Origin of the sequence: Mesorhizobium carmichaelinearum, from assembly GCF_900199455.1 — a bacterium.
Taxonomy (GTDB): domain Bacteria; phylum Pseudomonadota; class Alphaproteobacteria; order Rhizobiales; family Rhizobiaceae; genus Mesorhizobium; species Mesorhizobium carmichaelinearum.
This window is the reverse complement of record NZ_FZQR01000010.1, coordinates 172,012-195,290: the sequence shown is the minus strand read 5'-3', so window position 1 is coordinate 195,290 and position 23,279 is coordinate 172,012. Positions and strand designations below refer to the sequence as shown.

Genomic DNA, 23,279 nt, shown 5'->3' with positions numbered 1-23,279 from the left:
CTGGCATTGGCATTTTCGGGCCGGCTCCTCCCGCCGGCCGATCTTCACGTCGAATTTGGCCTCACGTCGGATTTGGCAGGTAGCTGGCGCCTCCCCGGCATTGCTTGAGATAGTCCAGCGCCCGCGCCTGCCCCGTGATTTCGAGATCGCCGCGATAGACCGGGTCGTGCCAGCCCTCGATGTCGATGGCGCCCTTGTATCCGGCCAGCCGCAACTCACTGATCACCCGCGTCCAGTCGCTGTCGCCAAAGCCCGGCGTGCGCATCTGCACGAAGGGCAGCCGGCCGAACACGCCGTGCTCGCGGATGACATCCCAGCGCACGGTGGCGTCCTTGCCATGGACATGGAAGATGCGCGGCGCCCATTTGCGGATTTGCGGCACCGGGTCGATCAGATAGACGAGCTGATGGCAGGGTTCCCATTCCAACCCAAGGTTCTCATCAGGCAATTCGTTGAACATCAGCTCCCAGGCATCCGGATTGTGGGCGATGTTCCAGTCGCCAGCGGCCCAGTTGCCGTCCATGGCGCAATTCTCGAAGGCGATGCGCACGCCCTTGTCGGCGGCGCGTTTTGCCAGCGGACCCCACACTTCGCGGAAGCGCGGCAGGCTGTCGGTCAGCTTCTTGCCGCGCAGGCGCCCGGTGAAGCCGCTGACCATCGAAGTGCCGAACAGATGCGCGTTGTCGATAGCCGTTTCCCAGGCCGCGAGCACGCCGCGATCGACCTCGCCGCTCTCCAGCGGATTGCCGAACACGCCTAGGGAAGAAACGATGACATCGGCATCGCCGATCGCCTCGCGTATCTGGCCGGCAAGGCGTGGAAGGTCCTTGCCGCCCAAGGTCTGCCAGAAGAAGGGCTGGATGCTTTCGAAACCGAGCGGCAGGATCTGCTTGATATAGGCTGCCGGGTCGTCGAGATTGGCCCGCACCATGGTGCCGATCCGGATGTCGAGAAGCGGGTTTGGCATCACAGTCCTTCCCTAGCAATCGCCACACGCCGGCCGGTCTCGGCGCTTTCGATGGCGCCGAAAACCATGGCCAGGCTTTTGATGTTGTCGGCGCCATGCGTTTCCGGCTCGGTGCCGGTTTCGACCGCGCGCATGAAATCCTGGATGATGCCGAGATGGCCGCCGACACGATCGGCAGGGTCGAGCGGCGGCACCTCGATCGGCTGGGTCTTGTCGAAAATCCCATCGCGGCCCGGCACCACGATCTCGGCCCTCAACGCATCGTGGCCGTCCCAGAGCAGGCTGCCGCGCTCGGCAACGATGCGCCAGCTGGCTTCCCAACTGGTGCGAAAACCGTCGGCGCACCAGGAGCCGGCATAGGTAAAAACCTTGCCGCCGCCGAAATCGATTACGGCGCTGGCCGACGATCCCTGCCGGTACCATGAATTGGCCGGCTCCCATTCCTGGCAATAGACGCTGGCCGGCTCGCCTGCAGCCATGTAGCGGGCGGCGTCGAAAGTGTGGATCGCCATGTCGAGCAGCAGCACATGCGCCATCTCCTCGCGAAAGCCGCCAAAATGCGGTGCGACGAAGAAGTCGGCATGGATGCTGGTGGCTGCCCCGATGGCGCCGGAGTCGAGGAAGCGGCGGATGCGCCTGACATTGGCGACGTAGCGCCGGTTTTGGACGACGGCATGAATGCGCCCTGCCCGACGTGCCGCCTCGATAATGGCACGGGCATTCTCCGGGCTGTCGGCCAGCGGCTTTTCGGTCAAGAGATGGCAATTGTGGGCAAAGGCAGCGAAGGCCACGTCGCGCCGGGCGGCGGGAACCACGACATCGAACACCGCGTCGGGCCTGGTCTGGTCGAGCACCGCGTCGAGGCTGGTGCCGATGACTATGCCGGTGAGGTCGTATTCGTGCGCCCTCGCCTTCGCCCGTTCGGCGTCGAGGTCGACAAGGCCGACAATGGCGAGCCCGTCGATCTGCCTCGCGGCATCGAGCCAGTGCCTGCTCATCGCACCACAGCCGACGAGGACGACATTCATCATCCGGCGTTCCTCCTCCGCTCGGTCCCTCCAGACCGATCGTCACGGCATTCACGGCATCACCGTAAACGTTTTTCCGTAAACGTTTACGAGAACACACCCGATGGCGTAGAATGTCAATCGGCTGCGAGTAAAAACGTTTCCGAAGCCTTGGCCTGAGCGGCAGCCGGTGCTAGCCAAGACGGGGGAGAGAAGTCTTTGGCGTCCAGCATCCACGACCTTGCGCGTCATCTGAACATTTCGATCGGCACCGTGTCGCGGGCGCTGAACGGCCGCGCCGACGTCAATGCCGACACCCGCCAGCGCGTGCTCGATGCGGCCAAGCAGCTGAATTATTCACCCAACCAGTCCGGCCGCAGTCTCAGGCAAGGCGCCACCCATTCCATCGCCTTCATGCTGCAGCCGCATCCGGGCGACCAGCAATATGGCGAACCGTTCTTCATTCCGTTCCTGATCGGATTGCAGGGCCGCCTCGCCGAAAGCGGGCTCGACCTGACCGTGGTGATGGGCGCGCCGGGCGACTACCAGCAGGAGCGCCTGCGCCGCGTCGTCGAAACGCGCCGCGCCGATGCCGTGCTGCTGGCCTGGACAAGGCGCGAGGACGAGCGCATCGATTATCTCACAGAGGTCGGCTTCCCCTTCGCCACGCTCGGCCGCAGCCGCACCGGCGGCAAGGCCTATCCCTCGCTCGACCTCGATTTCGAAAAGGCGGGCGCCGATGCGGTCGACCGGCTGGTGGCGCGCGGCCATCGCCGCATCGCCGCCATCCGCCCTTCCCTCAATCTCAACTTTGGCTACCTGTTTCTCGACGGCTACCGCAAAGCGCTGAAGCGGCACGGCATCGAGGTCGATCCGGCGCTGATCGCCGACGGCTTCATCAACGAGGCCGGCGGCTACCAGGTGACGCCACGCGTGATGCTGACGAAAAACCGGCCGACGGCCATCATCTTCAACAACGACGCCATGGCGCTCGGCGGCTGCAAGGCGCTGGCCGAGATGGGCATCCGGCCCGGACACGACATCGCGGTGACCGTCATCGTCGACACGCCGCTCTGCCGCTATTTCTCGCCGGCGCTGACTGCCTTCCGCCCGGCGCTGGAGCCGATGGGCCGACGGCTCGCCGAAATGCTGCTGGCCTCGCTGCCCGCCTTTGCCGGTCCCGAAGGCCCGCGCATCATCCGCGAAGTCTGGCCACTGGAGCTGATCGCGCGCGAGAGTGATTGATGGAGCCCGTGAAGGCGCTCAATCCACTTTCTTCTCGCCCCGCTCGCCAGCCTTGACGATGTCGCCTGTGGTGAACAGGATTTCCTTCAGTTCCGCGCGCCAGTCTTTCTTCTGGCGCAGCAGGAATTCCAGGTCCATGCCGAAATGCTTGAACTCCTCGCCTTGCGCGTTCTGCATGATGGCCCGCGCCTGCGGATCCTTCTCCACCGAAATGCGCTGTTCGTACCAGCCGATCGCTTCCGCCTCTTCGATCAGCGAGGTGATCATGCGGGCAAAGGTCCGCACCTTTTGCGACAGTTCTTCCGGCGGTTCGTGATACTGGTCGAAACCCATGTCGTCCTCCGTGGTTCATTCGCATGAATGCCTGGGAACGACGCCGGTTCCGCCTCATCGCTGCAATTCCGCCAGCGCCCGCTCCAGCGGCGCCGGCGAAATCTGGATCGGGCCTGAGAATGGCACATCCATATCCAGGATCAGGTAGATCGCCCCGGCGATCAGTGCGGCGGAAACCACGAAGGTTGCGAGCGTGATCGCATTTCTCGGCGCCCTGAATCCGAAACTGGCGAAGATCAGCCCCAGCCAGGCAACCAGCATGGCAATCAGCGGCCCGGGGATGGCGCCCTCAGACTGCTCGATCAGCACCCAACGCATTTCCAGCACTTTCTGCAGGCGCTGACGGGCATCCTGCAACAGCGAGCCATGCGTTGCGTCAGGCGGCGCCAGAGCGTTCAACCTTGTGCCGATCTCCGTCAACAGATGTTCGGACAGCTGATTGGACACGACCGGAGTTTCGTTGGTTTGCAGCAAGCCGACCGCCACACGCTGCACATAGGCGACCAGCGGTTCGCGCACCGCGTCGGCTTCAGGGCCATATTGGCGCAATGTGCGGTCGAGAAGGATCAGCTCAGTCGCATAGGCGTGCACATTGTGATCGATCGATTCGAAGGTGTTCTTGGCCGAGTTGATCATCAGGCCGAGCACCAGCGAGGTCATGACGCCGAACAGATTGGCGGCGAGCCGCACGACATTGTTCGTATCGTCGTCGCGATGTCTGGCAGGCAGCCTCGGCCAGATCGCCATGCTGACCAGCGGGGCGGCCGCCAGGCACAGGAAAATCACCACTGCGATCAAGGCTTCGCGCATGAAGCGCATTTCTGCATGGCGTGCACCGCTTGCCAATGGCAAGGCACCGATCACACAGCGAAAGCTGCGACGGCGTCAGCCGCTTCCCGCCCCTTGTCTCACGACACTGGTGCCGCTCCGCCCTCTTCGGTGCGCCGCGCGATGAACGCGTCGAGCGCGCCGGCGGTCGCGGCAGCCGATGCCGGCGGCTCGAAATCGGCAACGGCGCGCCGCCAGATGCCGGTGGCGCGTTCGCTCGCCGTCTTCGATCCGCTTTGCGTCCAGTTGCCGAAGTTCGACCAGTCGGCGACCAGCGGTTCGTAGAAGGCGGTGCGGTAGCGCGCCATGGTGTGGCCGGCCGAGAAGAAATGGCCGCCCGGCTGCACTTCGGCGATCGCCTCGAAGCCGATGGAATCGTCGTCACCGGGTGTCGCGGCGCAGAGTTCGGCGACCGTCTGCAGCGCCTCGATATCGGTGATCATCTTCTCGAAGGAGACGCTCAAGCCGCCTTCCAGCCAGCCGGCGGCGTGGATGCACATCGTCGCCCCGGCCAGCACCGAGCCCCACAGCGCAAACTGCGTTTCATGCGCCGCCTGCGCATCCGAGATGTTGGCCGCGCTGCCGCCGCCGGACCGCCAGGGCAGTCCGGTAAAGCGCGCCAGCTGACCGGCGCCCAGCGTCGCCTTGACATGCTCCGGCGTGCCGAAGGCCGGCGCTCCGGATTTCATGTCGACATTGGAGGAGAAGGAGCCGTAGACGACCGGCGCCCCGGGCCGCACGATCTGCGCCAGCGTCAGGCCCGCCAACGCCTCGGCATGCTGCAGCGCCAGCGCGCCGGCGACCGTGATCGGCGCCATCGCACCCGCCAGGCAGAACGGCGTGATGACGGAGACCTGGCCAGCCCTGGCGAAATCGATGATGCCTTGCGCCATCGGAATGTCGAGCTGGCGCGGCGAGTTGGTGTTGATGACGGTGTAGCAATGCGCGTTCGCCAGGAATTCGTCCTGCGACAGGCCGCGCGCCAGCCGGATCATCTCGAAACCGTCTTCGACCTGCGGCGTGCCGCGCGCGAAGATGAAGGGAAACTTGTCGGACAGCGTCAGTTGCGCGCGGTTGACGGCATAGTGGCGAAAGCGGTTGTCGACATCCTGCGGCTCAATGCAGGGTCCAAGCATATGCAGCACGTCGAAATGCTGCACCAGCCGCAGCAGATCCTCGAAATCGGCCAGCGTGCCCGGCCGCCGGCCACGTTCGAGATCGGTGACGTTCGGCGCTCCGCATCCGGCCAGGAAAGTCATCGACCCGAGTTCCAAGGTCAGGTCGCGGGAACGGTCGCCGGCTTGCGCACGGATCGACTTCGGCGCCGAGGCCAGTGCCGCCACCACCATGTCGCGGCCGATGCGCACCATGTCGGTGTCTGCATCGACCACCGCGCCGGCGCTGGCGAAATATTCGCGCGCCTGCGGCAAAAGCACCTTGATGCCGAGTTCCTCCAGCACGCGCAGCGCCGTGCCGTGGATCGCGGCGACCTGGTCGTCCGAAAAGATCGGCTGCGGCAGGAACGGGTTCTTCAGTGACCGGTAATTGGGCCGGCGGCTGCGCTCGCTGCCGGCCTCGCCCGTGCGTCCGCGCCGACGTTCGCGCCTGCTGTCTCGTGCTGCGTCATCGACCATCGAAAATCCTCCTCATTGCCGCATCGCCTTGCCAGAGGGATCGTAGGGCGAAGTCGCGATGACCCGCGCCGGCCGCTCGACGCCGACAATGTGCACCGAAAGCGCCGTCCCCTCCTCGGCAAAATCGTCGTCGACCAACGCCAGCGCGACGCTCTTGCCGATCGTGTAGCCAAAGCCGCCCGAAGTGACGAAGCCGACGCGCCGGCCATGATGCCAGACCGGCTCGAAGCCGCTGGCGTCGGCATCATGCGCATCGATCTCCAGCGTCACGATCCGTTGTGCGCTACCGGCGTTGCGCTGCTTCAGCGCCGCCTCGCGGCCGACGAAATCGCCCTTGTCGAAGGCGATGAAGCGGTCGAGGCCTGTCTGGCCAGGCGTGTAGCCCTGCGTGAATTCGCGCGACCAGATGCCGAAGCTTTTCTCCAGCCTGAGCGCATTGAGCGCGTAATAGCCGATCTCGGCGAGACCAAGATCCTCGCCTGCCGCGAGCAGGGTGTCGCGCAATGTGGCATGCATGGTTGCCGGGCAACTGATCTCGAAGCCCAGCTCGCCGGCGATCGAGAGGCGGGCAACCCGCGCTTGCACCATGCCGATATCGAACGCGCCGCAGGCCATGAACGGCAGTGCCGCGCCCGAGACATCCTGATGCGTTGTGCGTTCCAGGATTTTGCGCGCATTCGGCCCGGTCAGCAGGAAGCCGCTCATCGCGTCGGAAATGTCAGTGACGGCAACCCCTTCCGCCGCCTGGCTTTCGAACCAGCGCATATGGAATTCCCTGAGATAGTAGGAACCCATCAGCCAATAGTCGCCGCTGCCCCAATTGATCACGGTGAGGTCGCCCTTCAGCCGCCCGTCCGGCCCGAGCATCGGCGCCAGCCGCGCCTGTCCGGCTTTCGGCAGCCTGCAGGCAAGCAGCCGGTCAAGCCATGCCTGGGCTCCAGGCCCCGACACCGCATAGCGCGAATAGGCCGAGATATCGACGAGGCCGGCGGCCCGCCGCACCTGCAACGCCTCGTCGCCGACGATGTCGAAGGCGTTGGAACGCTTGAGCGTGGTGTTCTCGCGAAACCCCATCGGCGCGAAATAGGCCGGGATTTCCAGCCCCCAAGACGCCGTCCATTCGCAGCCGGCCGCACTCATGCCGTCATAGGCGCCGGGGCGCTTCAAGGGCCGGCCCGCAGGCAGCCGCTCATTGGGAAAGGTCATGACGAAACGGCGCGAGTAGAACTGGCGCGTCGTCTGCTTGAGATATTCGCGGTTGGCCGCAAAGGCGCCGTAGCGGGCAATGTCCATGCCGAAGATGTCGGCCTGCGGCTCACCGTAAATCATCCATTCGGCCAATGATTTGCCGACGCCCCCGCCCTGGCTGAAGCCGGCCATGACGCCGCAGGCGACCCAGTAATTTTTCAGGCCGCGCACCGGTCCGACGATCGGGTTGCCGTCGGGGGTAAAGGTGAAGGCGCCGTTGACCCATTTGCGGATGCCGGCCGTGGCCAGGCAGGGGAAGCGCTCATGCGCCTTGGCGAGTTCCGGGCTGATGCGGTCGATGTCTTCCGGGATCAGCTCGATGCCATAGTCCCATGGCGCGCCATCCATGTTCCAGTGCTTCGGGTTCTGCTCGTAGACGCCGAGCAGCACGCCCTTGCGCTCCTGGCGCAGGTAGGAAAAGCCGTCGAGGTCGACGGCGATGCCGATCTCACGGTCGAGTGCGGCGATCTCCGGAATGTCTTCGGTGACGAAATAATGGTGCTCCATCGGCGTCACCGGCAGGTCGACGCCGGCCATGCGGCCGAGCTGCTTTGCCCACAAGCCGCCGGCATTGACGACATGCTCGGCCACGATGGTGCCCTGTTCGGTGACGACATCCCAGCTGCCGTCGGCACGCGCTTTCAGTTCGACGACGCGGTTGCGCAGGATGATGTCGGCGCCGCGCTTCTTCGCAGCGCCGGCATAAGCATGCGTGGTGCCGTAGGGATCGAGATGGCCCTCGTTGGAATCGTGGAGGCCGCCGAGCACGCCTGTGACGTCGACGATCGGGCAGATTTCCTTGATTTCGTCAGGCGTCACCAGCCGGGCGGTTTCGATGCCAACCGACTGGAACACTGCCCAGGCCGATTTCAGCCACTCCCAGCGCTGGGGATCGCTGGCGATGTTGACGCCACCGGTCATGTGCAGGCCGATATCCTGGCCGGACTCGGCCTCGATCTCGCGATAGAGGTTGATGGTGTAATCCTGCAGCGCCGCGACGTTGGGATCCGCATTGAGCGCATGAAATCCGGCCGCCGCATGCCAGGTCGAACCGGCGGTCAGTTCGGCGCGCTCGATCAGCGCCACGTCAGACCAGCCGAACCGCGTCAAATGGTAGAGCACCGAGGCGCCGACCACCCCACCCCCGATAACCACTGCGCGATAATGCGGCTTCAAGGCTTCCCTCCCGGTCTGTCAGAAGCGGCACCATATACGCACTGGACATAAGTGTCTAGTGGTGCAAAACACACCTCGCCTGGCCAAACCAACACCCTTGCGAGGGGATCAATTCGTTGGTGTGGGCGCTCGTTTTTGTCGGCGCGCGAAACAGGCCGGTGAGCAGGCATGCCACGCTGTCACGCAAGCATCATGTTCGCGCCGTAGACCGCTTTGGGGGCGCGCGGCATCATCGATGTACCGCCTCTTTCAGCTTTTTTCGTTCTTCGGCCGCTCCGGCACGCTTTGTCAGAAAGAGGATTGTCCATGAAACACCTGCACCGAACCGCCTCGCTCGGCGTCGCGCTAGCCCTGTTCACCGCCTTGACGCCGGCGCTCGCCGACAGCACCGCGACCGTCGGCGGCCTCGTCAACAAGGGCCTGGTTGGTGTCGGCCGCATCCCGGCCGCTCAGCGCGACAAGTTCGGCGAGACGTTCGGCTCGGGTTCCGGCATGGCGATCGACACCGCCAGTTGGACGCATGATGCGGGCAGCTACAAGGGGTCGCTCTGGCTGCTGCCGGATCGCGGCTACAATGTCGCCGGCACCACCGATTACCGGCCACGCCTCAACACGATCGGCATCGAGTTCACTCCGGCGGCACTGGGCGCCGCGGGCCAAGAGCAGACCGAAGTCAAGGCGACGCTGGCCGACACAATGCTGCTGACCGACGACAAGGGCGCCGACGCCACCGGTCTCGATCCGCTGTCGGATGTGCGCGCCGCGGCCGGCGACATGCCGATGCTGCCCGTCGCCACCAATGGCAAGCTCGCCCTAGACAACGAGGCGATCGTGCGGCTGCCCGACGGCTCGATGTTCATCTCCGACGAATATGGCCCCAACATCTACCGCTTCTCGGCGCAAGGCCGACTGCTGTCAGCGACCCAGCCGCCGGCGGCGCTGGTGCCGATGCGCAAGGGCAAGCCGAATTTCTCCTCGGACAATCCCGGCCCTGGTGCTGCCGAGCCCGACCCGAAGGATCCCGATACCGGCCGCCAGAACAACCAGGGCCTGGAAGGCATGGCGATGACGCCGGACGGCAAGTTCCTGATCGCCGTGCTGCAGTCGGCGACAAGGCAGGATGGCGGCGATTCCGGTTCGACCCGGCAGAACACCAGGGCGCTGGTCTATGACGCCTCCGACCTTGCCCATCTCAAGCTGGCGCATGAACATGTCGTGCCGCTGCCGGTGTTCAAGGACGCCAAGGGCAAGACCAAGATCGCCGCGCAAAGCGAGATCGTGGCACTGTCGGACACGTCCTTCCTGATGCTGGCGCGCGACAGCGGCAACGGCCAGGGGGTGAAGGGCGACACCTCGCTTCTGCGCCAGATCTTCGTCGTCGACGTTTCGGCCGCGACCGATATTGCCGGCGGCAGCTTCGACGCCGCCGACAAGCCGGTTGCCCCCAAGGGCGTGCTCGATCCCTCGGTGACGCCGGCCAAGCTGACGCCGTTCATCGACATCAACGACAATGCGCAGCTCAATCGCTTCGGTCTGCACAATGGCGCGCCGAACGACCACAACAACCTGTCCGAGAAATGGGAGGCGATGTCGCTGGCGAGCGTGCTCGATCCGAAGCTGCCCGACGACTATTTCCTGTTCGTCGCCAACGACAACGACTTCCTTGCCCAGGACGGCTTCCAGGTCGGCGCGCCCTACAAGGCCGATGGCGGCGCCAATGTCGACACCATGTTCCTGGTCTATCAGGTCACGCTTCCCGGCCTTGCCAAGAAGTAGTCGCATACAAAAGGCGGGCGCGCCCGGCGCGTCCGCCTCAACGACCTCAAACGGCCGACCATGAGGACGCCTATTTCAAGAACTCAGCGTCCTTCGGCACGCCCGCATCGATCGGCTCGGCCGTCCTGCTCGACACGGCCATGATCTTGCCGGCAGCCGACAGATTGGGACGCACGAAGACCGGTGCGGGACCGTTGACGCGGCTGTAGAGGTCGATGATGTCCTGGTTCATGAAGCGCACGCAGCCCGACGATGCGTTCTTGCCGATGGAATCCCACTCCGGCGTGCCGTGCAGCCGGTACATCGTGTCCTTGCCGTCGCGGAAGAGATAGAGCGCGCGGGCGCCGAGCGGGCTCTGCGGGCCGGGCGGCATGCCGTCCTTGAATTTCGCCAACTCTGGCCGGCGCTTGATCATTTCGGGCGGCGGCGTCCACACCGGCCACTTCTTCCGCGCCTGGATAACGGCGCTGCCGGTCCAGCCGAAGCCGGCCTTCCCTAAGCTGACGCCGTAGCGGATGGCCTTGCCGCCGTCGCGCACCAGATAGAGGAAATGCTCGGAGACATCGACGACGATGGTGCCGGGCTTTTCTCCGGTCGGGTCGGCCACGATCTGGCGCACGAATTTCGGATCGAGCTTGGCCACCGGGATCGCCGGCAGTTGATAGCCCTCGTCGGTACGCGCCGCGTACATGGTTGCGGTATCACCGAACGCCGTGTCGGGTGGCGCCGCGGCCACCGGTGGCGGCGGCGTCACCACCTCGCTCGTGGTGCACGCCGAAAGGGCCACAGAGGCCGCGCCCAAGGCGGATGCACCGAGAAAGGCGCGCCGGTTCAGGCGCTCGGAAAACAGCGGACTATCGGACATGAATCCCCCAGCAATTCACAGGATCTGACAAAGAATGCGGGCCCCACGCCCCCAAGGACCAATATCCCATTCCGGGGGCTTTGAGAACATGATTAGATCAAGGTGCGCCGGCAGACCGCCGCCAACCTTTCCAACGCCGCATCGACCTGCCCCGTTGAATCGGCAATGATGGTGGAACGGATCCAGATCACCTTTGCCGAGTTGCCAGCCATGGACGAAAAAATGCCCGCGCGTCGGCGTACCGGCGACCTGACCAGCGGCCCGATCCCGCGCACGCTGCTGCTGTTTGCCTTGCCGGTGCTGGGTTCGAATGTGCTGCAGTCGCTCAACGGGTCGATCAATGCCGTCTGGGTCGGCCGCTTTCTCGGTGAATCGGCGCTGACCGCGACCTCCAACGCCAACCTCGTCCTGTTCCTGATCCTGGGCACCGTGTTCGGCATCGGCATGGCGGCGACCATCCTGGTGGCGCAGTCGGTCGGCGCCCGTGACCTGCCCGAAGCGCGCCGCATCGTCGGCACCAGCGCCACCTTCTTCTTCCTGGTCTCAGTGGTCTTCGCCGTCTGCGGCTGGATCTGGGTCGACGCTATCCTCAACACCCTTGGCACACCGCCAGACGCCTTGCCGCTGGCGCATTCCTATCTGCGCATCATCTTCGTCGCCGTGCCGATGATGAACCTTCTGTCCTTCGTCATGACCGTGCTGCGCGGTGCGGGCGATTCACGCACGCCCTTCATCTTCATGGCGCTGGCGGTCGTCCTCGACATCGTGCTCAACCCGCTGCTGATCCGCGGCATCGGCCCCTTCCCTGAACTTGGCATCGCCGGCTCCGCCACCGCGACGCTGATCGGCCAGACGGTGAGCGTCATCGCCATCCTTGTCGTGCTCTATGCGCGCAAGCATCCGTTGCGGCTGGCCGGTGCCAACCTCGCTTTGCTGCGCCCCGATCCGGCATTGCTGCGGATCATCGTCTTCAAGGGCGTGCCGATGGGGCTGCAGATGATCGTCGTCTCCGCCGCTGCCCTGACGGTGATGGGCATCGTCAATTCCTACGGGTCGCAGGTCGCCGCCGCTTACGGCATCGCCGCGCAGCTGTGGACCTACATCCAGATGCCGGCGCTCGCTATCGGTGCGGCTGTCTCCTCGATGGCGGCGCAGAATGTCGGCGCCGGGCGCTGGGACCGGATCGGTCGCGTCGCCGCCTCCGGCGTCGGCTTCAACCTGGTCCTGACCGGCGCGCTCGTCGCGCTGCTGTGGCTCTTCGACCGCTCGATCCTCGGCCTGTTCCTGAGCAGCGACAGCGCGGCGATCGACATCGCCGCCCACATCAACACGGTCGCGTCCTGGTCGTTCATCCTGTTCGGCATCACCATCGTGCTGTTCGCCACCGTGCGCGCCACGGGTGCGGTGATGCCGCCGCTGATCATCCTGGTGATTTCGGTGCTCATCGTGCGCACCGGCTTTGCCTATTTCATGCGCGGCGTGATCGGCGAGGAAGCGTTGTGGTGGAGTTTCCCGGCCGGCTCGATCACCTCGCTGGTGCTGGCAGCGGCCTATTATCGTTTCGGCGGCTGGCGCAGCTTGCACATGATCGAGAACAGGCCGGCCGCCGGCGAGCCGCCGGACACCGGGCTCGGCGTGCCACGTGGGCGCGCCAACATGGCGCCTGAAACGCCGAACGGTTGAAAGTTCACTTCATTGACGCTGGCGACGCCGAACTGTCGGCGATCTATCGCGCATGCTTCGCGCCGAAAGCGAGAGCCACCAGGGAAAAGACCGTGATCATGCAGGCAAAGGCCAGACTAGCCGTCGTCGCGGTGGTCCAATTCGATAGAATGCCGATACCGATGACCGGCAGCGCGTTGCCGCAAAAGCAGCAGATGAAAAAGGCCGACACCACTTCGGCGCGCCTGTCGGCAGGCGCAATCTGGTTGACCACTTGCAAACCGCCGCGATAGCCAAGCGCCGACGCCACGCCGCAGCAGGCCGTGGCGATGATCATGATGGCCATAGAGCCGAAGAATTGTGCCGCTACAATCAATCCAACGGTGGGGATGATCAAGACCAACGCCGTAAGCATGGTGACACGGCTCGAGAGCCGCGTCGTCGCCAAAATGGTCACGGCGGCCACGATTGTCAGTTCGAAGAACACCGCGCCAGCTGCGGCATGGTTGGTCACCTTGAGCTGCTGGGCCAGGATGCTCGGCGCAAGTGCTGCATAAAAACCGACCAGTGCCATGGCTCCGAAGCCGGTCACCGCAGGCGCCACGAAGCGGGCTCGAAGGTTGCCAGGCACAGAAAGCTTGGGCCGCATCGAAATATCAGCCAGTTTCCCTGGTCGTGAAACGGTCTCGCGCGTGCGCAGGATCAATAGGGCGACAAGGACAAGCACAGCCAGATTGACAACGAAGGTCAGCCTGAGCGGCCATGGCGCATATTCGGCCAGCAGGCCCGCTCCCAGCGCGCCAAGTCCGAGACCTAGGAAATTGGTGCTGGTGGCAATCGTGGCAGCACGCGATTTGTCGCTGGTCGCGATCAGTTCGGTCAGCCATGCCGTGCCGGTTCCCGTACCGACACCGATCGCCAGGCCCATCAGGATCCGTGCGGCGTCGAGCCACGCAACATTTTCGGCGAACAGGAAAAGCAACGTACTGACGACCGCCACGCCCATCGCCGCCAAGGCAGCCGGCCGGCGGCCGATTACATCCGACAAGCCGCCGAAGATTAAAAGCGCCGCAAGATTGCCGATCACATACACGGCGTAGATCAAGGTCAGCGTGATCTGGGAGAAACCGAACGCCTGCTTGTAGATGATGTAGAGCGGGGTCAATGCCGTGCTGCCGGCAAACAGGACGGCGATCATGGCAGCAACGACCGCCCTTGCCGCAGCGCCGCCAAATTCATTGTTACGTGTCAGGACGATGCTGTGAGCGGTCATTTCGACATCTTGATTGTCGGGAGATCTCATCACCAACGCCTTTGCAGGGCGTGCGTTCCTCGCCTGAATTCACTCCTGACAAGTTTGAAGTTCGCCCATGGCGCTGGGCGAAATCCTCTCTTACCTTCGACCGGATTGGTAAGGGGAGAATCCATGGGCAAAGGCAGGGTCGAGGCATTCACCGATGGCGTGGTGGCCATCATCATCACCATCATGGTGCTGGACCTGAAGGTGCCGGAGGGCGAGGACTTTTCAGCCCTGGTGCCGCAATTGCCGATCTTCCTGTGCTACGTGCTGTCGTTCATCAATGTCGGCATCTACTGGAACAATCTGCACAACATGTTCCACACCGTGCAGCGCGTCGACGGCCGGGTCCTTTGGGCAAACCTGCATCTGTTGTTCTGGCTGTCCCTGATGCCGGTGACGACTGCTTTCATGGGCGAGAACCATTTCGCTACGGTGCCGGTCGCGATCTACGGTTTCGACCTTGCAATGTGTGCGGCCGGCTATGCCATCCTGGTCCTGGCGCTGCAAAGGCTGCATGGTCGGGACACCGCCTTCGCCAAGGCAATCGGCAATGACCGCAAGGGGAGGATTTCGCTCGCCGTCTATATCGCGGCCGTTGCGCTTGCCTTCCTCAACCGGTGGATCAGTGTGGGCCTCTATGTTGCCGTCGCCCTGGTGTGGCTTGTGCCGGACACACGTTTTTCGCGCGTCCTCGAAAAGTAGTTCTATTTACGCATCGCCTTCAGCTTTTCCGCTACCGACGCGGCCAGGTCGGCGTAGCGCTCCTCCAGCCGTTCGGCTGCCTTGATGATCGAGAAATCATGGCCGAATTTCTCCAGCGCCATGCGCAGTTTCTCGACGAATTCGGCCTGTTTTTCCAGCGCCGAGAACAGTGTCTTCACCTGGGCTTCGCTGATATCGGGGTTGGCCAGCATCTGCGGCACCTCGCGCCCCATCTGGTCGCCGGTGGCGGTCTGTTCCTTCAGAATTGCGACCCAGTCCGTCAATCGAAAATCTCCACTTGTGGGGGCAACATGCGCAGTTGCGGCCCGACTGGTCAACCCGAACACGTGCTGACGCAGGCTTGCGCTAGCCGGTTCCAGCGCTAAGTTCGGCGCCATCGAGAAAAGGATCCCGTTGCTCATGATCACCGACGCCGAAATCCAGACCGCCCTGCCCGCTTTTGGCCCGGGCAACACCGCCGTCATCACCGGCGCCGCCAGCGGCATCGGTCTGGCCGCCGCCAAGCGGCTTGCGCTGATGGGCATGAAGATCGTTCTCGCCGATATTGGCGGCGCGCGCCTTGACGATGCCTCCCGCGCCGTCTCGGCCATTGCCGGCGACGGCGCCGTGCTTGCCGTTGCCGCTGATGTTTCGAAGGCGGATGAGGTCGATCGTCTCGCCGACCGGGCATTCGGCGCCTTCGGCGAGGTCTCGCTGCTGATGAACAATGCCGGGGTCGGCGACAATCCCGGAAAGCCCTGGGAAAACCGTGATGCCTGGAAACGGCTGCTCGACATCAATTTCTGGGGTGTCGTGCATGGTGTCGAAGCTTTCGCGCCGCGCATGCTGGCGTCGGCCAGGCCGGGCCTGATCGTCAACACCGGCTCCAAGCAAGGCATTACCACACCGCCCGGCAACCTCGCCTACAATGTCTCCAAGGCCGGCGTGAAGACATTCACCGAAGGCCTGGCGCATGCGCTGCGCAACGAGCCTGGCGCCCGCCTGTCGGCGCATCTGCTGATTCCCGGCTTCACCTATACCGGCCTCACCGAAGGCGCGACGGAAAAACCAGCCGGCGCCTGGACCGGCGAGCAGGTCGTTGATTTCATGCTGGAATCCCTGGTCAGGGGCGACTTCTACATCCTGTGCCCCGACAATGATGTGGCGCGGCCGCTGGACGAGAAACGCATGGCCTGGGCGATCGGCGACATCATCGAAAACCGCCCTGCTTTGTCGCGCTGGCACCCCGATCACAAGGATGCTTTCGCGGCCTTCATCAAAGGCTAAAGCGCGTCGTGCAGAAGAAACGCATTCACGCGACGCGCTTTAGCTGGTTCTTTTTATGCATGTCGTTCACCCCAAAACCGAGGTCACTTTTGGGCGACATGCATTGATCTTCAAGCCCTCAAGCCGCGTGCTTTTTCGGAGCTCGTTTTTGACCCACGGCCTTCTTTGCGGCCATGGTGGCGATCTTCTCGTCATGCCGTCGCGCCGCCCGCTCGCACCTGTCGCGGATTTCCTCGACCTCGGTTTCGGTCAGGTGCTCGATGCCGATGAAACGGTTGTGCCCCTCGCTGACCCGGATCAGCTCATCGAGCTTGGCCTGGATTGCCGCGCCGTCGCGATTCTGGGTGTTCTGGATCAGGAACACCATCAGGAAAGTGATGACGGTCGTGCCGGTGTTGATCACCAATTGCCAGGTGTCCGAGAAACCGAAGAACGGCCCACTCACCGCCCAGACGACGATGATCAGACAACAGCCGGCAAAGGTCAGCGGCATGCCGGCTATGTGGGCGACCCGATTGGCGATCCTGGTAAAAAGCTTTTCCATCTGTCGAGATCCCTCAATGGCTGCCGCGATGAGAAACAACCGGCGACCGTTTCGGGTTCCCACGGGCGACAAATACGTCAGGCGCAATTGGATACACGCAAAGCGCGCATATAGCGAAAAACACACCTTATCGGTTCAATGTCACAGTAACCGTGCAGGCAAGAGAGCCTGTTCCATCCGCCTCACAGCGGTATACCTCCAACCCCTTCCGCTGCGCCACCCCCGCATGGCGGAAGGGGTTTCAGTCCGCAGAGCGCGGAGCATGGTTCCCCGAAAGCAAGGGCCAGCACCCAGACAGATGGTCGCTCCACTCTCCCGCAGCTTGCTTCGCAGCGTGGGCCTTGGCCTGCTGAAATCCTTGGCAGCCGTGACGGCTTGGCCCAAACCGTTCGGAAGCTTAAAGGACGTCGTTTTCCCAACGATCGAGGAAGGCCTCGATCGCCATGGCCTGGATGTCGGGAACCGCCCTCGCGAGTTTCTCGACCGGCCAGTCCCACCAGGCGAGCGCTTCGATCCGCGCCGCTATATCAGGGGCAAAGCGCGGCCGGAGCGGCTTTGCCGGCACGCCGGCGACGATCATGTAGGACGGCACATCCTGCGTCACCACCGCATTGGCGCCGATGACCGCGCCGTTGCCGATGGTGACGCCGGGCATGACCACCGCTCCGTGGCCGACCCAGACGTCATGGCCGATGCTCACGGCTTTCGCCTGCCGCCGCTCGCGGAACGCCGCATCGACACCCAGCCAGCGGAAATATTCGTTCGGCCGATAGCTGACCTTGTGCTGGGTCAGCCGCTCGATTGGATGTTCCAGCGCATTGATGCGGCTGTTGGCGGCGATCGAGCAGAATTTGCCAATGGTTGTGTAGATGGCTTCCGAATGGCGCTCGAAATAGGAGAAGTCGCCGACGCTCACCTCGCGCAATACCACGCGCTCGCCGATCGAAGCATAGCGGCCGAGCCTGCACGCCTTCAGCTCCGCGGTCGGATGGATGCGCGGCTCGGGATCTTTCAGGACGAGGTTTTCGGAACGGTCCATGCGGCGCTTTACTTCAGAGCAATTGCTCCTGCAAGGCAGGAGCGATTGTCCGTGGGACCAATCAGCACAAAAGACGCCCACCCACCTACTTCGGCTTGCCTTTGCTCCACACCACGTTCTGGCCATAGAGCGGCACTGTCGTGACCGACATCTTGGCCGAGCCGTTCTGCACCTGGCGCGAATGCGAGAGATAGATCAGCGTCTCGTTGGTCTTGTCGTAGATGCGGTTCACCACCTGCTTCTTCCAGATCAGGCTGATGCCTTGCTTGAACACCTCCTCGCCGCCCTCGCTCATGTCGATGTCGCCGATGGTGATCGGGCCGGTCTGGCGGCAGGAGATCGACGAATCGCTGGGATCCTCGAACCAGTTGCCCTTGTGCAGGCGGTCGATGAGGCTGCGGTCGAAATAGGAGACATGGCAGGTCACGCCATCCACCTTCGGGTCCTTGATCGCTTCGACGATGATGTCGTTGCCGACCCAGTCGACGCCGACCTTGCCGACTTCCTCGGCGACAGCGCTGCTGGCGCCAAGCGCAACGCAGGCGGCCAACGCGCCGCCGATCAGTTTTAGCCCAATCCGTTCGCGCCCAACCAGTTCGAGCAAAGGAGCCTCCTGCGGTTCGAGTTGCCGGTATCAGGTGGGACGCGTTGTGCGGCTTTGCAAGCAGAAGCGTCAACACAACAGCGGTTGCGGCAACGCGGCACTTTGCCTGCGCAGGGCCGAACCGCTAAGACTGTCGCACCGGCGCGGCATCGAGCCGGCGCGATGATTTCTGCAGACGGACTTTTGATGATGATGCGTTCTATCCTGGTCGGCATACTCGTCCTGATGGCGGCCGGCATCGGCTGGCTGACCTTCGACTGGTATCGCGGTCATTATGGCGGCGAACCGTTCGGCGCCCCCTTCACCCTGGTCGACCAGAAGGGCGCGCCGATCACCGAAGCCGCCTTCCGCGGTCAGCCCAGCGTCGTCTTCTTCGGCTTCACCCACTGCCCCGAAGTTTGCCCGACCACGCTGTTCGAACTCTCCGGCTGGCTGAAGACGCTCGGCGACGACGGCAAGACCCTGCATGCCTATTTCGTCTCGGTCGACCCGGAGCGTGACACGCCGGCGGTGATGAACGCCTATGTCAGCAATTTCTCCGACCGCATCACCGGCATCACGGGCGACCCGGACAAGGTCCATGCCATGGCCAAGTCGTTCGGCATCTACTGGAAGAAGGTCGACACCGGCGATGGCGACTACACGATGGACCACACAGCCTCGGTGTTGCTGCTCAACTCCAAGGGCGACTTTGCCGGCACGATCGCCTATGGCGAAAGCGCCAGCACCGCCGTGGAGAAGCTGAAGCGCCTCGCGGGCAAAGGCTGATACAGATTCGATGACCCAGACGCGGCTCCATTTCACCACCGGCAAGATCGAGGCCGAGCGCGTCTTCGCGGCGCTTGAGCTGGCCTTCGAGGATGAGGGCCTGCCGATCGCCGTGCTCGAGGTCGACGAGGACCAGGACATCCACGAGGTCTCGCTCTACGCCGATGGCGACGTCGATGCGGTCGAGGCGCGGGTCAAGGATATTCTCGCCGGCCTCGCTCTGTCGAAGCTGGTCGAGCGCGAGATACTGCCCGACATCGACTGGGTGGCGCGCTCGCTGGAAGGGTTGAAGCCGGTGCGCGCCGGCCGTTTCTTCGTCCATGGCGCGCATGACCGCAGGAAGCGCCACAGCGGCGAACTCGCCATCGAAATCGAGGCCGGTCTTGCCTTCGGCACCGGCCATCACGGCACCACATCAGGCTGCCTGGAAATGCTGGAGAAAGTGGTGCGGCGCGAGCACCCGCGCAATGCGCTCGACCTCGGCACCGGCAGCGCCGTGCTGGCCATCGCCGTCGCCAAGCTGGCGCATATTCCGGTGTTGGCCACCGATATCGACCCGGTGGCGGTGAAGGTCGCCGCCGCCAATGCGCGGCTCAACCACGTCAAGGCACTCATCGAAACGGTGGCAGCGCCGGGCTTTCACCACCCGATCTTCGGCAAGCGCGCGCCCTTCGATCTGATCGTCGCCAACATATTGGCGCGGCCGCTGATGCGGCTCGCGCCGCAAATGGCCAGGCACATCGCGCTTGGCGGCTCGATCGTGCTGTCAGGCATTCTCGATCGCCAGCGCGACGCCGTCATCTCGGCCTATGTCGGCCAGAATTTCCGGCACGTGCGCACGCTGCACCGCGAAGGCTGGGTGACGATCCATCTCAAGCATTGAGGCCGACAGGCACTGCCGGTCCTCGACGTTCTAGAATTTGATGCCCAGATTGGCCTTGAACCCATTGTCGAAGGCATCCGCCCCGAACTGTCCGGCATAGGACAGGCCAAGCGTGGCGTTGCGCGCCAGCTGCACGTCGAAGCCGGCTTCGACCAGCATCGTATCCCTGGCGATCGGCACGCCGGCAATGGTGAAGCTGTCGCCGCCGGCAAAGGCGACGGTCGACAGCGGCGTCACGTCGCCGAAGGCATGACGCCAGCCGAGCATGCCGCGCGCGGTCGCCGCAACGCCGCCAAGGGTGATGTCGGTCGACGCCCTGACGCCGAGCGTGGTGAAGGTCGCATCCGACGTTGAGCTGCCGCTGGTCAGCGCCGCGGCGCCGCCGCTCTCCGCAAAACCATCCGTGTCCAGGTTGACATAAGCGAGATTGGCGAAGGGTTCGAAGGCAAACGGCCCGGCGTCGGTCTTGTAGGCCAGTTCGCCGAAGGCCTGCGCGGTCGCGGCGTCATAGTCGGCCGACAGACTGTCGGTGAAGCCCTGGAACGCGACGGAGCGCGACGTGGAAATCCGATGCCAGGTGTAGGCGGCACCGGTACGGAAGGCGACTGCGCCCCAGTTGGTCCCGCCATAGAGGCCGAGATGATAATTGTCACTGTCGCCGGAAGAGTTCCTGTCGTCGGCATCGAAGCTGGTGCGGCTGTAGCCGCCGACCACGCCGATGCGCCAGTTGCCGGCCAGGCCGTCGGCACCGACCAGCAGGCCGCCCGTCGAACGATCGAAGGCAGCCGCATTGCCGTCGCTGTCGGTGCTGCCCCAGGAGCCAAAACCCTGCGACCAGATGGCGAAGCGGTCGGTGTCGGCGGCGACCGGCTGAACGCCATCCTCGCCATAGGCCATGACCGGCAGCGAGGCTGTCTTGCCGCTGTCGCCGAAGGCACCGCGAAGGCGCGCTGTCACCGCGTCCTGCAGCAAGTGGCTGTCCTGCAGCAGCATGCCCTTGGCCGAGGCATGGATTTCACCCGAAAGCTGGTCGAAAGCGGCCTGCGCCGCCGCGTCGCTCGGCAAGCCAAGCACCGCGCTGACCAAGGCGCTGCTGCCCGCGCTCTCCAGCCCGTCGCCGGTGGCAATCTGGTTCGGCGTCACGCCGGCCGAGCCGAAGGTTTTCGTCTGGGTGACGTCGACATAGACTTGCGTCGTAATGGAGTGGGTGCTCAGTCTGGCGAAGGCGGAGACCTGCGGATCGCCTATCAGGGTGAAGGTTCCGCCGACGCTAACGGCTTGAAGCACGACGTAGTGGGCGCCCGCCACCAGGCTGTCCGGCCCAATATTGGTCACGCTCAAGCCGGCGCCCGGGGCTATGCTTGCCGTGCCTACGGCAACGATCAGATCGGCAGCGCCGGCGGAATTCAGTTCGACCGCATAGGTCGAGCCGGATGCGAAGCTGGCGTCGCCATAGACCGCCAGCGTGCCAATGCCATTCTTGCCGGGCGCCACCGTGCCGGAAACAGCGATCGGACCAACCGAGCCAGTGCCGCCGAGCGTGGCGCCGCTGTCGACTGTAACGGCCGAACCGATCAAAGAACCTGAAACCAGCAAGGTGCCGGCCTTCACCTCGGTCCCGCCCGACAACGCGTTCGAACCCGACAGCTCGAAGGTTCCCGTCCCGTCCTTGATCAGCCCGTTGGTACCTGTGATGACGCCCGAAAATACCGTCGAGCCGTTGTTGCCTCCGGTCGTCAGCTTGCCTGTCCCGGCATTGACCGCTCCGGCGCCGGCCAGCGAACCTATCGCCTGGTCGAAATTGTTGAGATCGAGCGTTGCACCGCTTTCGATCGTATAGGCGCTGTTGGCGCTGAAAATGTTGGCGGCGAACAGGCCCGCCTTCAGCGTGCCTTGGGCGACGTCGGTGGCCGTGGCATAGGTGTTATTGCCAGCAAAACCCTCTACCGTCAGCGTGCCGGCCCCAGTCTTGGTGAACGTCCCACTCGGCGTGCTGTCGTCTCCCATGCTGGCGGAGGTGCTGACGTCAAAACCGTTCGTGTCGATGGTGCCGCCGGCGGCGCCGAACAGGATCGAAACATTGGCAACGGTGAGGTTTGCGCCCGCCTGCAGCGTGCCGCCATCCAACGTGATGGGCCCCGAGCCTAGCGCATGATCGGCCGTGACCTGGATCGTTCCTGCCTTGATCATGGCGCCGGAGCCAAAGCTGTTGCCGTTGTTGGTCAGCACGAGTGTGCCGGCGCCGGTCTTGATGATCGCCGAGGCCTCGTCATAGTCCGAAATCAGGCCGGTATAGGTGGCCGTTCCCGAACCGACCTGAATGGTCGGGCTGGAGTTGACGAGCAGGTCATTGGCGATCGAAACACCGGACTGGATATCGATCGTGGTCCCACCGAAGGCGGAGAGCGGACCAGTTCCCAGCGCATTATTGTTGCCGAGGCTGAGCGTGCCGCCATAGAGGTTGGTGCCGCCGGTGTAGGTGTTTGCGCCATTCAAGGTAAGCAAGCCGTCGCCGCTTTTGGTGAGGCCTGCACCTGAGATCGTTCCATCCGCTGTAAAATGAGCCCCGGCAGCAACCGTGAAAACGGTGTCGGAGATGAGATTGAAACTGCCGCCGGCGTCCAGGTCGGGAATGAAATTGTTCGTCTGCACATTGATCGCGGCCTGCCCAGAGGCCTGGAAATTCAAAACACCGTTTGAAAACCGGTAACCGCCGGAGGTGCTCGTGGCATTCAAGTTCAGCGTGCCGACCGTATAGGGTCCGCCAGTCAGGAAAACGGTATAGCCGAGCCCCTGGTCCGGCGCATCATGGTTGAAGTTCGCGACCGCATCGGTGCCGTTGGGAACCGTTGCGGGGGTCCAGTTCGCAGCCGTACCCCAATCGCCGCTGTTGTGAGCGAAATCCTCTGCCGAGGCGACACCGGACATGATCGGCGTCACAGCGGCAGCAATCAGCCCGGCAATCAGCAGAGCCGGAAGCGACGTGGACGACAGAAGCGAGCCCGCAAGCCGCGCATTCACCTCGCCATCGCCTTTGGCACGCGCTGCGCAAACAGAATGTCTCATCCAAAATCCCCCCGACCAACCATCCATTGGCTGAATCGACCCTTGAAGCCCGTGGCGACGCTACGAAACCCGCTGCCGAGAGACAAGTGAATGTAAGCCGTAAAGATTACCAGAACCAAGCAACAGAGAACTCGGGAAGAAATCAGAGCAAATCCGTTGCGAATTTGCATCAATCAATAGTTGGCCACACCAGATGCCGGACTGCGCACAAGCACGGTTTTTGCTGACTGACTGGCTCAGGATATAGTCCTCGTTTTCAACATCGACCCTGCAAGCGGTGCATGGCCAGCATCATGGCTTTCAACAGCGTGCCGGAACTGGTTCGCCGACACCAACCTGACCGGA

At 63.7% G+C, this 23,279-nt stretch carries 20 protein-coding genes; 7 read left to right on the top strand and 13 right to left on the bottom strand.

Translation table 11 applies throughout. The annotated features are described in order from the left end of the window. Positions 1-61 precede the first annotated feature (61 nt). Both CKW40_RS23255 and CKW40_RS23250 read right to left on the bottom strand, forming a co-directional pair. Positions 62-967 carry a sugar phosphate isomerase/epimerase family protein gene (locus CKW40_RS23255; RefSeq protein ID WP_198421160.1) on the bottom strand — a complete coding sequence of 302 codons (906 nt, stop codon included), beginning with the start codon at positions 965-967 and terminating at the stop codon, positions 62-64. After that, a complete protein-coding gene (locus CKW40_RS23250; protein ID WP_095202189.1) occupies positions 967-1,998 on the bottom strand; it encodes a Gfo/Idh/MocA family protein in 1,032 nt (343 codons plus the stop codon). The genes CKW40_RS23255 and CKW40_RS23250 overlap by 1 nt, the downstream gene beginning before the upstream one ends. A gap of 195 nt (positions 1,999-2,193) precedes the next feature. Between CKW40_RS23250 and CKW40_RS23245 the strand changes: the two genes are divergently transcribed. Then, positions 2,194-3,219 carry a LacI family DNA-binding transcriptional regulator gene (locus tag CKW40_RS23245; protein WP_095202188.1) on the top strand — a complete coding sequence of 342 codons (1,026 nt, stop codon included), beginning with the start codon at positions 2,194-2,196 and terminating at the stop codon, positions 3,217-3,219. A gap of 18 nt (positions 3,220-3,237) precedes the next feature. Here CKW40_RS23245 and CKW40_RS23240 read toward each other — a convergent pair whose 3' ends face one another. The 4 genes from CKW40_RS23240 to CKW40_RS23225 form a co-directional block, all read right to left on the bottom strand. Beyond that, positions 3,238-3,552 (bottom strand): ferritin family protein, encoded by a 315-nt coding sequence (locus CKW40_RS23240; protein ID WP_044548017.1) that lies wholly within the window; start codon positions 3,550-3,552, stop codon positions 3,238-3,240. A gap of 54 nt (positions 3,553-3,606) precedes the next feature. Continuing rightward, complete coding sequence (locus CKW40_RS23235) at positions 3,607-4,362, bottom strand: bestrophin-like domain (RefSeq protein WP_179298076.1); 756 nt, start codon at positions 4,360-4,362, stop codon at positions 3,607-3,609. Between the two features lie 98 nt (positions 4,363-4,460). Beyond that, complete coding sequence (locus CKW40_RS23230) at positions 4,461-6,014, bottom strand: trimethylamine methyltransferase family protein (protein ID WP_095202187.1); 1,554 nt, start codon at positions 6,012-6,014, stop codon at positions 4,461-4,463. 12 nt (positions 6,015-6,026) lie between these two features. Continuing rightward, positions 6,027-8,438 (bottom strand): GcvT family protein, encoded by a 2,412-nt coding sequence (locus CKW40_RS23225; RefSeq protein ID WP_095202186.1) that lies wholly within the window; start codon positions 8,436-8,438, stop codon positions 6,027-6,029. 306 nt (positions 8,439-8,744) lie between these two features. On the opposite strand from CKW40_RS23225, the gene CKW40_RS23220 reads away from it, so the two are divergent. Next, entirely contained in the window at positions 8,745-10,214 is a 1,470-nt protein-coding gene (locus CKW40_RS23220; RefSeq protein WP_095202185.1) for an esterase-like activity of phytase family protein, read from the top strand. Between the two features lie 70 nt (positions 10,215-10,284). On the opposite strand, the gene CKW40_RS23215 is transcribed toward CKW40_RS23220, so the two are convergent. Beyond that, a complete protein-coding gene (locus CKW40_RS23215; protein ID WP_095202184.1) occupies positions 10,285-11,079 on the bottom strand; it encodes a L,D-transpeptidase in 795 nt (264 codons plus the stop codon). Between the two features lie 210 nt (positions 11,080-11,289). Between CKW40_RS23215 and CKW40_RS23210 the strand changes: the two genes are divergently transcribed. Further along, positions 11,290-12,762: an MATE family efflux transporter gene (locus CKW40_RS23210; protein WP_095202295.1), complete on the top strand. Its 1,473-nt coding sequence runs from the start codon at positions 11,290-11,292 to the stop codon at positions 12,760-12,762. A 43-nt stretch (positions 12,763-12,805) separates the two neighbouring features. Here the strand turns inward: CKW40_RS23210 and CKW40_RS23205 are convergent, their stop codons facing one another. After that, positions 12,806-14,014 carry an MFS transporter gene (locus CKW40_RS23205; protein WP_244571257.1) on the bottom strand — a complete coding sequence of 403 codons (1,209 nt, stop codon included), beginning with the start codon at positions 14,012-14,014 and terminating at the stop codon, positions 12,806-12,808. A 153-nt stretch (positions 14,015-14,167) separates the two neighbouring features. Here CKW40_RS23205 and CKW40_RS23200 point away from each other — a divergent pair, with 153 nt between their 5' ends. Further along, complete coding sequence (locus CKW40_RS23200) at positions 14,168-14,743, top strand: TMEM175 family protein (RefSeq protein WP_095202182.1); 576 nt, start codon at positions 14,168-14,170, stop codon at positions 14,741-14,743. 2 nt (positions 14,744-14,745) lie between these two features. Here the strand turns inward: CKW40_RS23200 and CKW40_RS23195 are convergent, their stop codons facing one another. Next, positions 14,746-15,027, bottom strand: a complete 282-nt coding sequence (locus CKW40_RS23195) for a hypothetical protein (RefSeq protein WP_023668298.1) — start codon at positions 15,025-15,027, stop codon at positions 14,746-14,748. A 136-nt stretch (positions 15,028-15,163) separates the two neighbouring features. On the opposite strand from CKW40_RS23195, the gene CKW40_RS23190 reads away from it, so the two are divergent. Continuing rightward, the gene (locus CKW40_RS23190) at positions 15,164-16,030 is read left to right on the top strand and encodes an SDR family NAD(P)-dependent oxidoreductase (RefSeq protein ID WP_095202181.1); all 867 of its coding nucleotides are present in this window, start codon (positions 15,164-15,166) and stop codon (positions 16,028-16,030) included. A gap of 118 nt (positions 16,031-16,148) precedes the next feature. On the opposite strand, the gene CKW40_RS23185 is transcribed toward CKW40_RS23190, so the two are convergent. The 3 genes from CKW40_RS23185 to CKW40_RS23175 form a co-directional block, all read right to left on the bottom strand. Beyond that, positions 16,149-16,574, bottom strand: a complete 426-nt coding sequence (locus CKW40_RS23185) for a low affinity iron permease family protein (RefSeq protein ID WP_095202180.1) — start codon at positions 16,572-16,574, stop codon at positions 16,149-16,151. 397 nt (positions 16,575-16,971) lie between these two features. Beyond that, on the bottom strand, positions 16,972-17,613 hold the full coding sequence (locus tag CKW40_RS23180) for a transferase hexapeptide repeat family protein (RefSeq protein WP_095202179.1): 642 nt from the start codon (positions 17,611-17,613) through the stop codon (positions 16,972-16,974). Positions 17,614-17,698: 85 nt separating this feature from the next. Beyond that, positions 17,699-18,217 carry a CreA family protein gene (locus CKW40_RS23175; protein WP_095202178.1) on the bottom strand — a complete coding sequence of 173 codons (519 nt, stop codon included), beginning with the start codon at positions 18,215-18,217 and terminating at the stop codon, positions 17,699-17,701. 189 nt (positions 18,218-18,406) lie between these two features. Between CKW40_RS23175 and CKW40_RS23170 the strand changes: the two genes are divergently transcribed. Continuing rightward, entirely contained in the window at positions 18,407-18,985 is a 579-nt protein-coding gene (locus CKW40_RS23170; RefSeq protein ID WP_095202294.1) for an SCO family protein, read from the top strand. Positions 18,986-18,995: 10 nt separating this feature from the next. Next, on the top strand, positions 18,996-19,868 hold the full coding sequence (locus tag CKW40_RS23165) for a 50S ribosomal protein L11 methyltransferase (protein ID WP_095202177.1): 873 nt from the start codon (positions 18,996-18,998) through the stop codon (positions 19,866-19,868). Between the two features lie 30 nt (positions 19,869-19,898). Here the strand turns inward: CKW40_RS23165 and CKW40_RS23160 are convergent, their stop codons facing one another. Next, positions 19,899-22,934: an autotransporter outer membrane beta-barrel domain-containing protein gene (locus tag CKW40_RS23160; protein ID WP_179298075.1), complete on the bottom strand. Its 3,036-nt coding sequence runs from the start codon at positions 22,932-22,934 to the stop codon at positions 19,899-19,901. Positions 22,935-23,279: the final 345 nt, after the last annotated feature.

Coding starts and splice junctions, on each gene's coding strand:
- CKW40_RS23255 (WP_198421160.1), bottom strand. CDS start 967: ATGCCAAACCCGCTTCTCGACATCCGGATCGGCACCATGGTGCGGGCC.
- CKW40_RS23250 (WP_095202189.1), bottom strand. CDS start 1,998: ATGATGAATGTCGTCCTCGTCGGCTGTGGTGCGATGAGCAGGCACTGG.
- CKW40_RS23240 (WP_044548017.1), bottom strand. CDS start 3,552: ATGGGTTTCGACCAGTATCACGAACCGCCGGAAGAACTGTCGCAAAAG.
- CKW40_RS23235 (WP_179298076.1), bottom strand. CDS start 4,362: ATGCGCGAAGCCTTGATCGCAGTGGTGATTTTCCTGTGCCTGGCGGCC.
- CKW40_RS23230 (WP_095202187.1), bottom strand. CDS start 6,014: ATGGTCGATGACGCAGCACGAGACAGCAGGCGCGAACGTCGGCGCGGA.
- CKW40_RS23220 (WP_095202185.1), top strand. CDS start 8,745: ATGAAACACCTGCACCGAACCGCCTCGCTCGGCGTCGCGCTAGCCCTG.
- CKW40_RS23215 (WP_095202184.1), bottom strand. CDS start 11,079: ATGTCCGATAGTCCGCTGTTTTCCGAGCGCCTGAACCGGCGCGCCTTT.
- CKW40_RS23210 (WP_095202295.1), top strand. CDS start 11,290: ATGGACGAAAAAATGCCCGCGCGTCGGCGTACCGGCGACCTGACCAGC.
- CKW40_RS23205 (WP_244571257.1), bottom strand. CDS start 14,014: ATGACCGCTCACAGCATCGTCCTGACACGTAACAATGAATTTGGCGGC.
- CKW40_RS23200 (WP_095202182.1), top strand. CDS start 14,168: ATGGGCAAAGGCAGGGTCGAGGCATTCACCGATGGCGTGGTGGCCATC.
- CKW40_RS23190 (WP_095202181.1), top strand. CDS start 15,164: ATGATCACCGACGCCGAAATCCAGACCGCCCTGCCCGCTTTTGGCCCG.
- CKW40_RS23185 (WP_095202180.1), bottom strand. CDS start 16,574: ATGGAAAAGCTTTTTACCAGGATCGCCAATCGGGTCGCCCACATAGCC.
- CKW40_RS23180 (WP_095202179.1), bottom strand. CDS start 17,613: ATGGACCGTTCCGAAAACCTCGTCCTGAAAGATCCCGAGCCGCGCATC.
- CKW40_RS23170 (WP_095202294.1), top strand. CDS start 18,407: ATGATGCGTTCTATCCTGGTCGGCATACTCGTCCTGATGGCGGCCGGC.
- CKW40_RS23165 (WP_095202177.1), top strand. CDS start 18,996: ATGACCCAGACGCGGCTCCATTTCACCACCGGCAAGATCGAGGCCGAG.
- CKW40_RS23160 (WP_179298075.1), bottom strand. CDS start 22,934: ATGAGACATTCTGTTTGCGCAGCGCGTGCCAAAGGCGATGGCGAGGTG.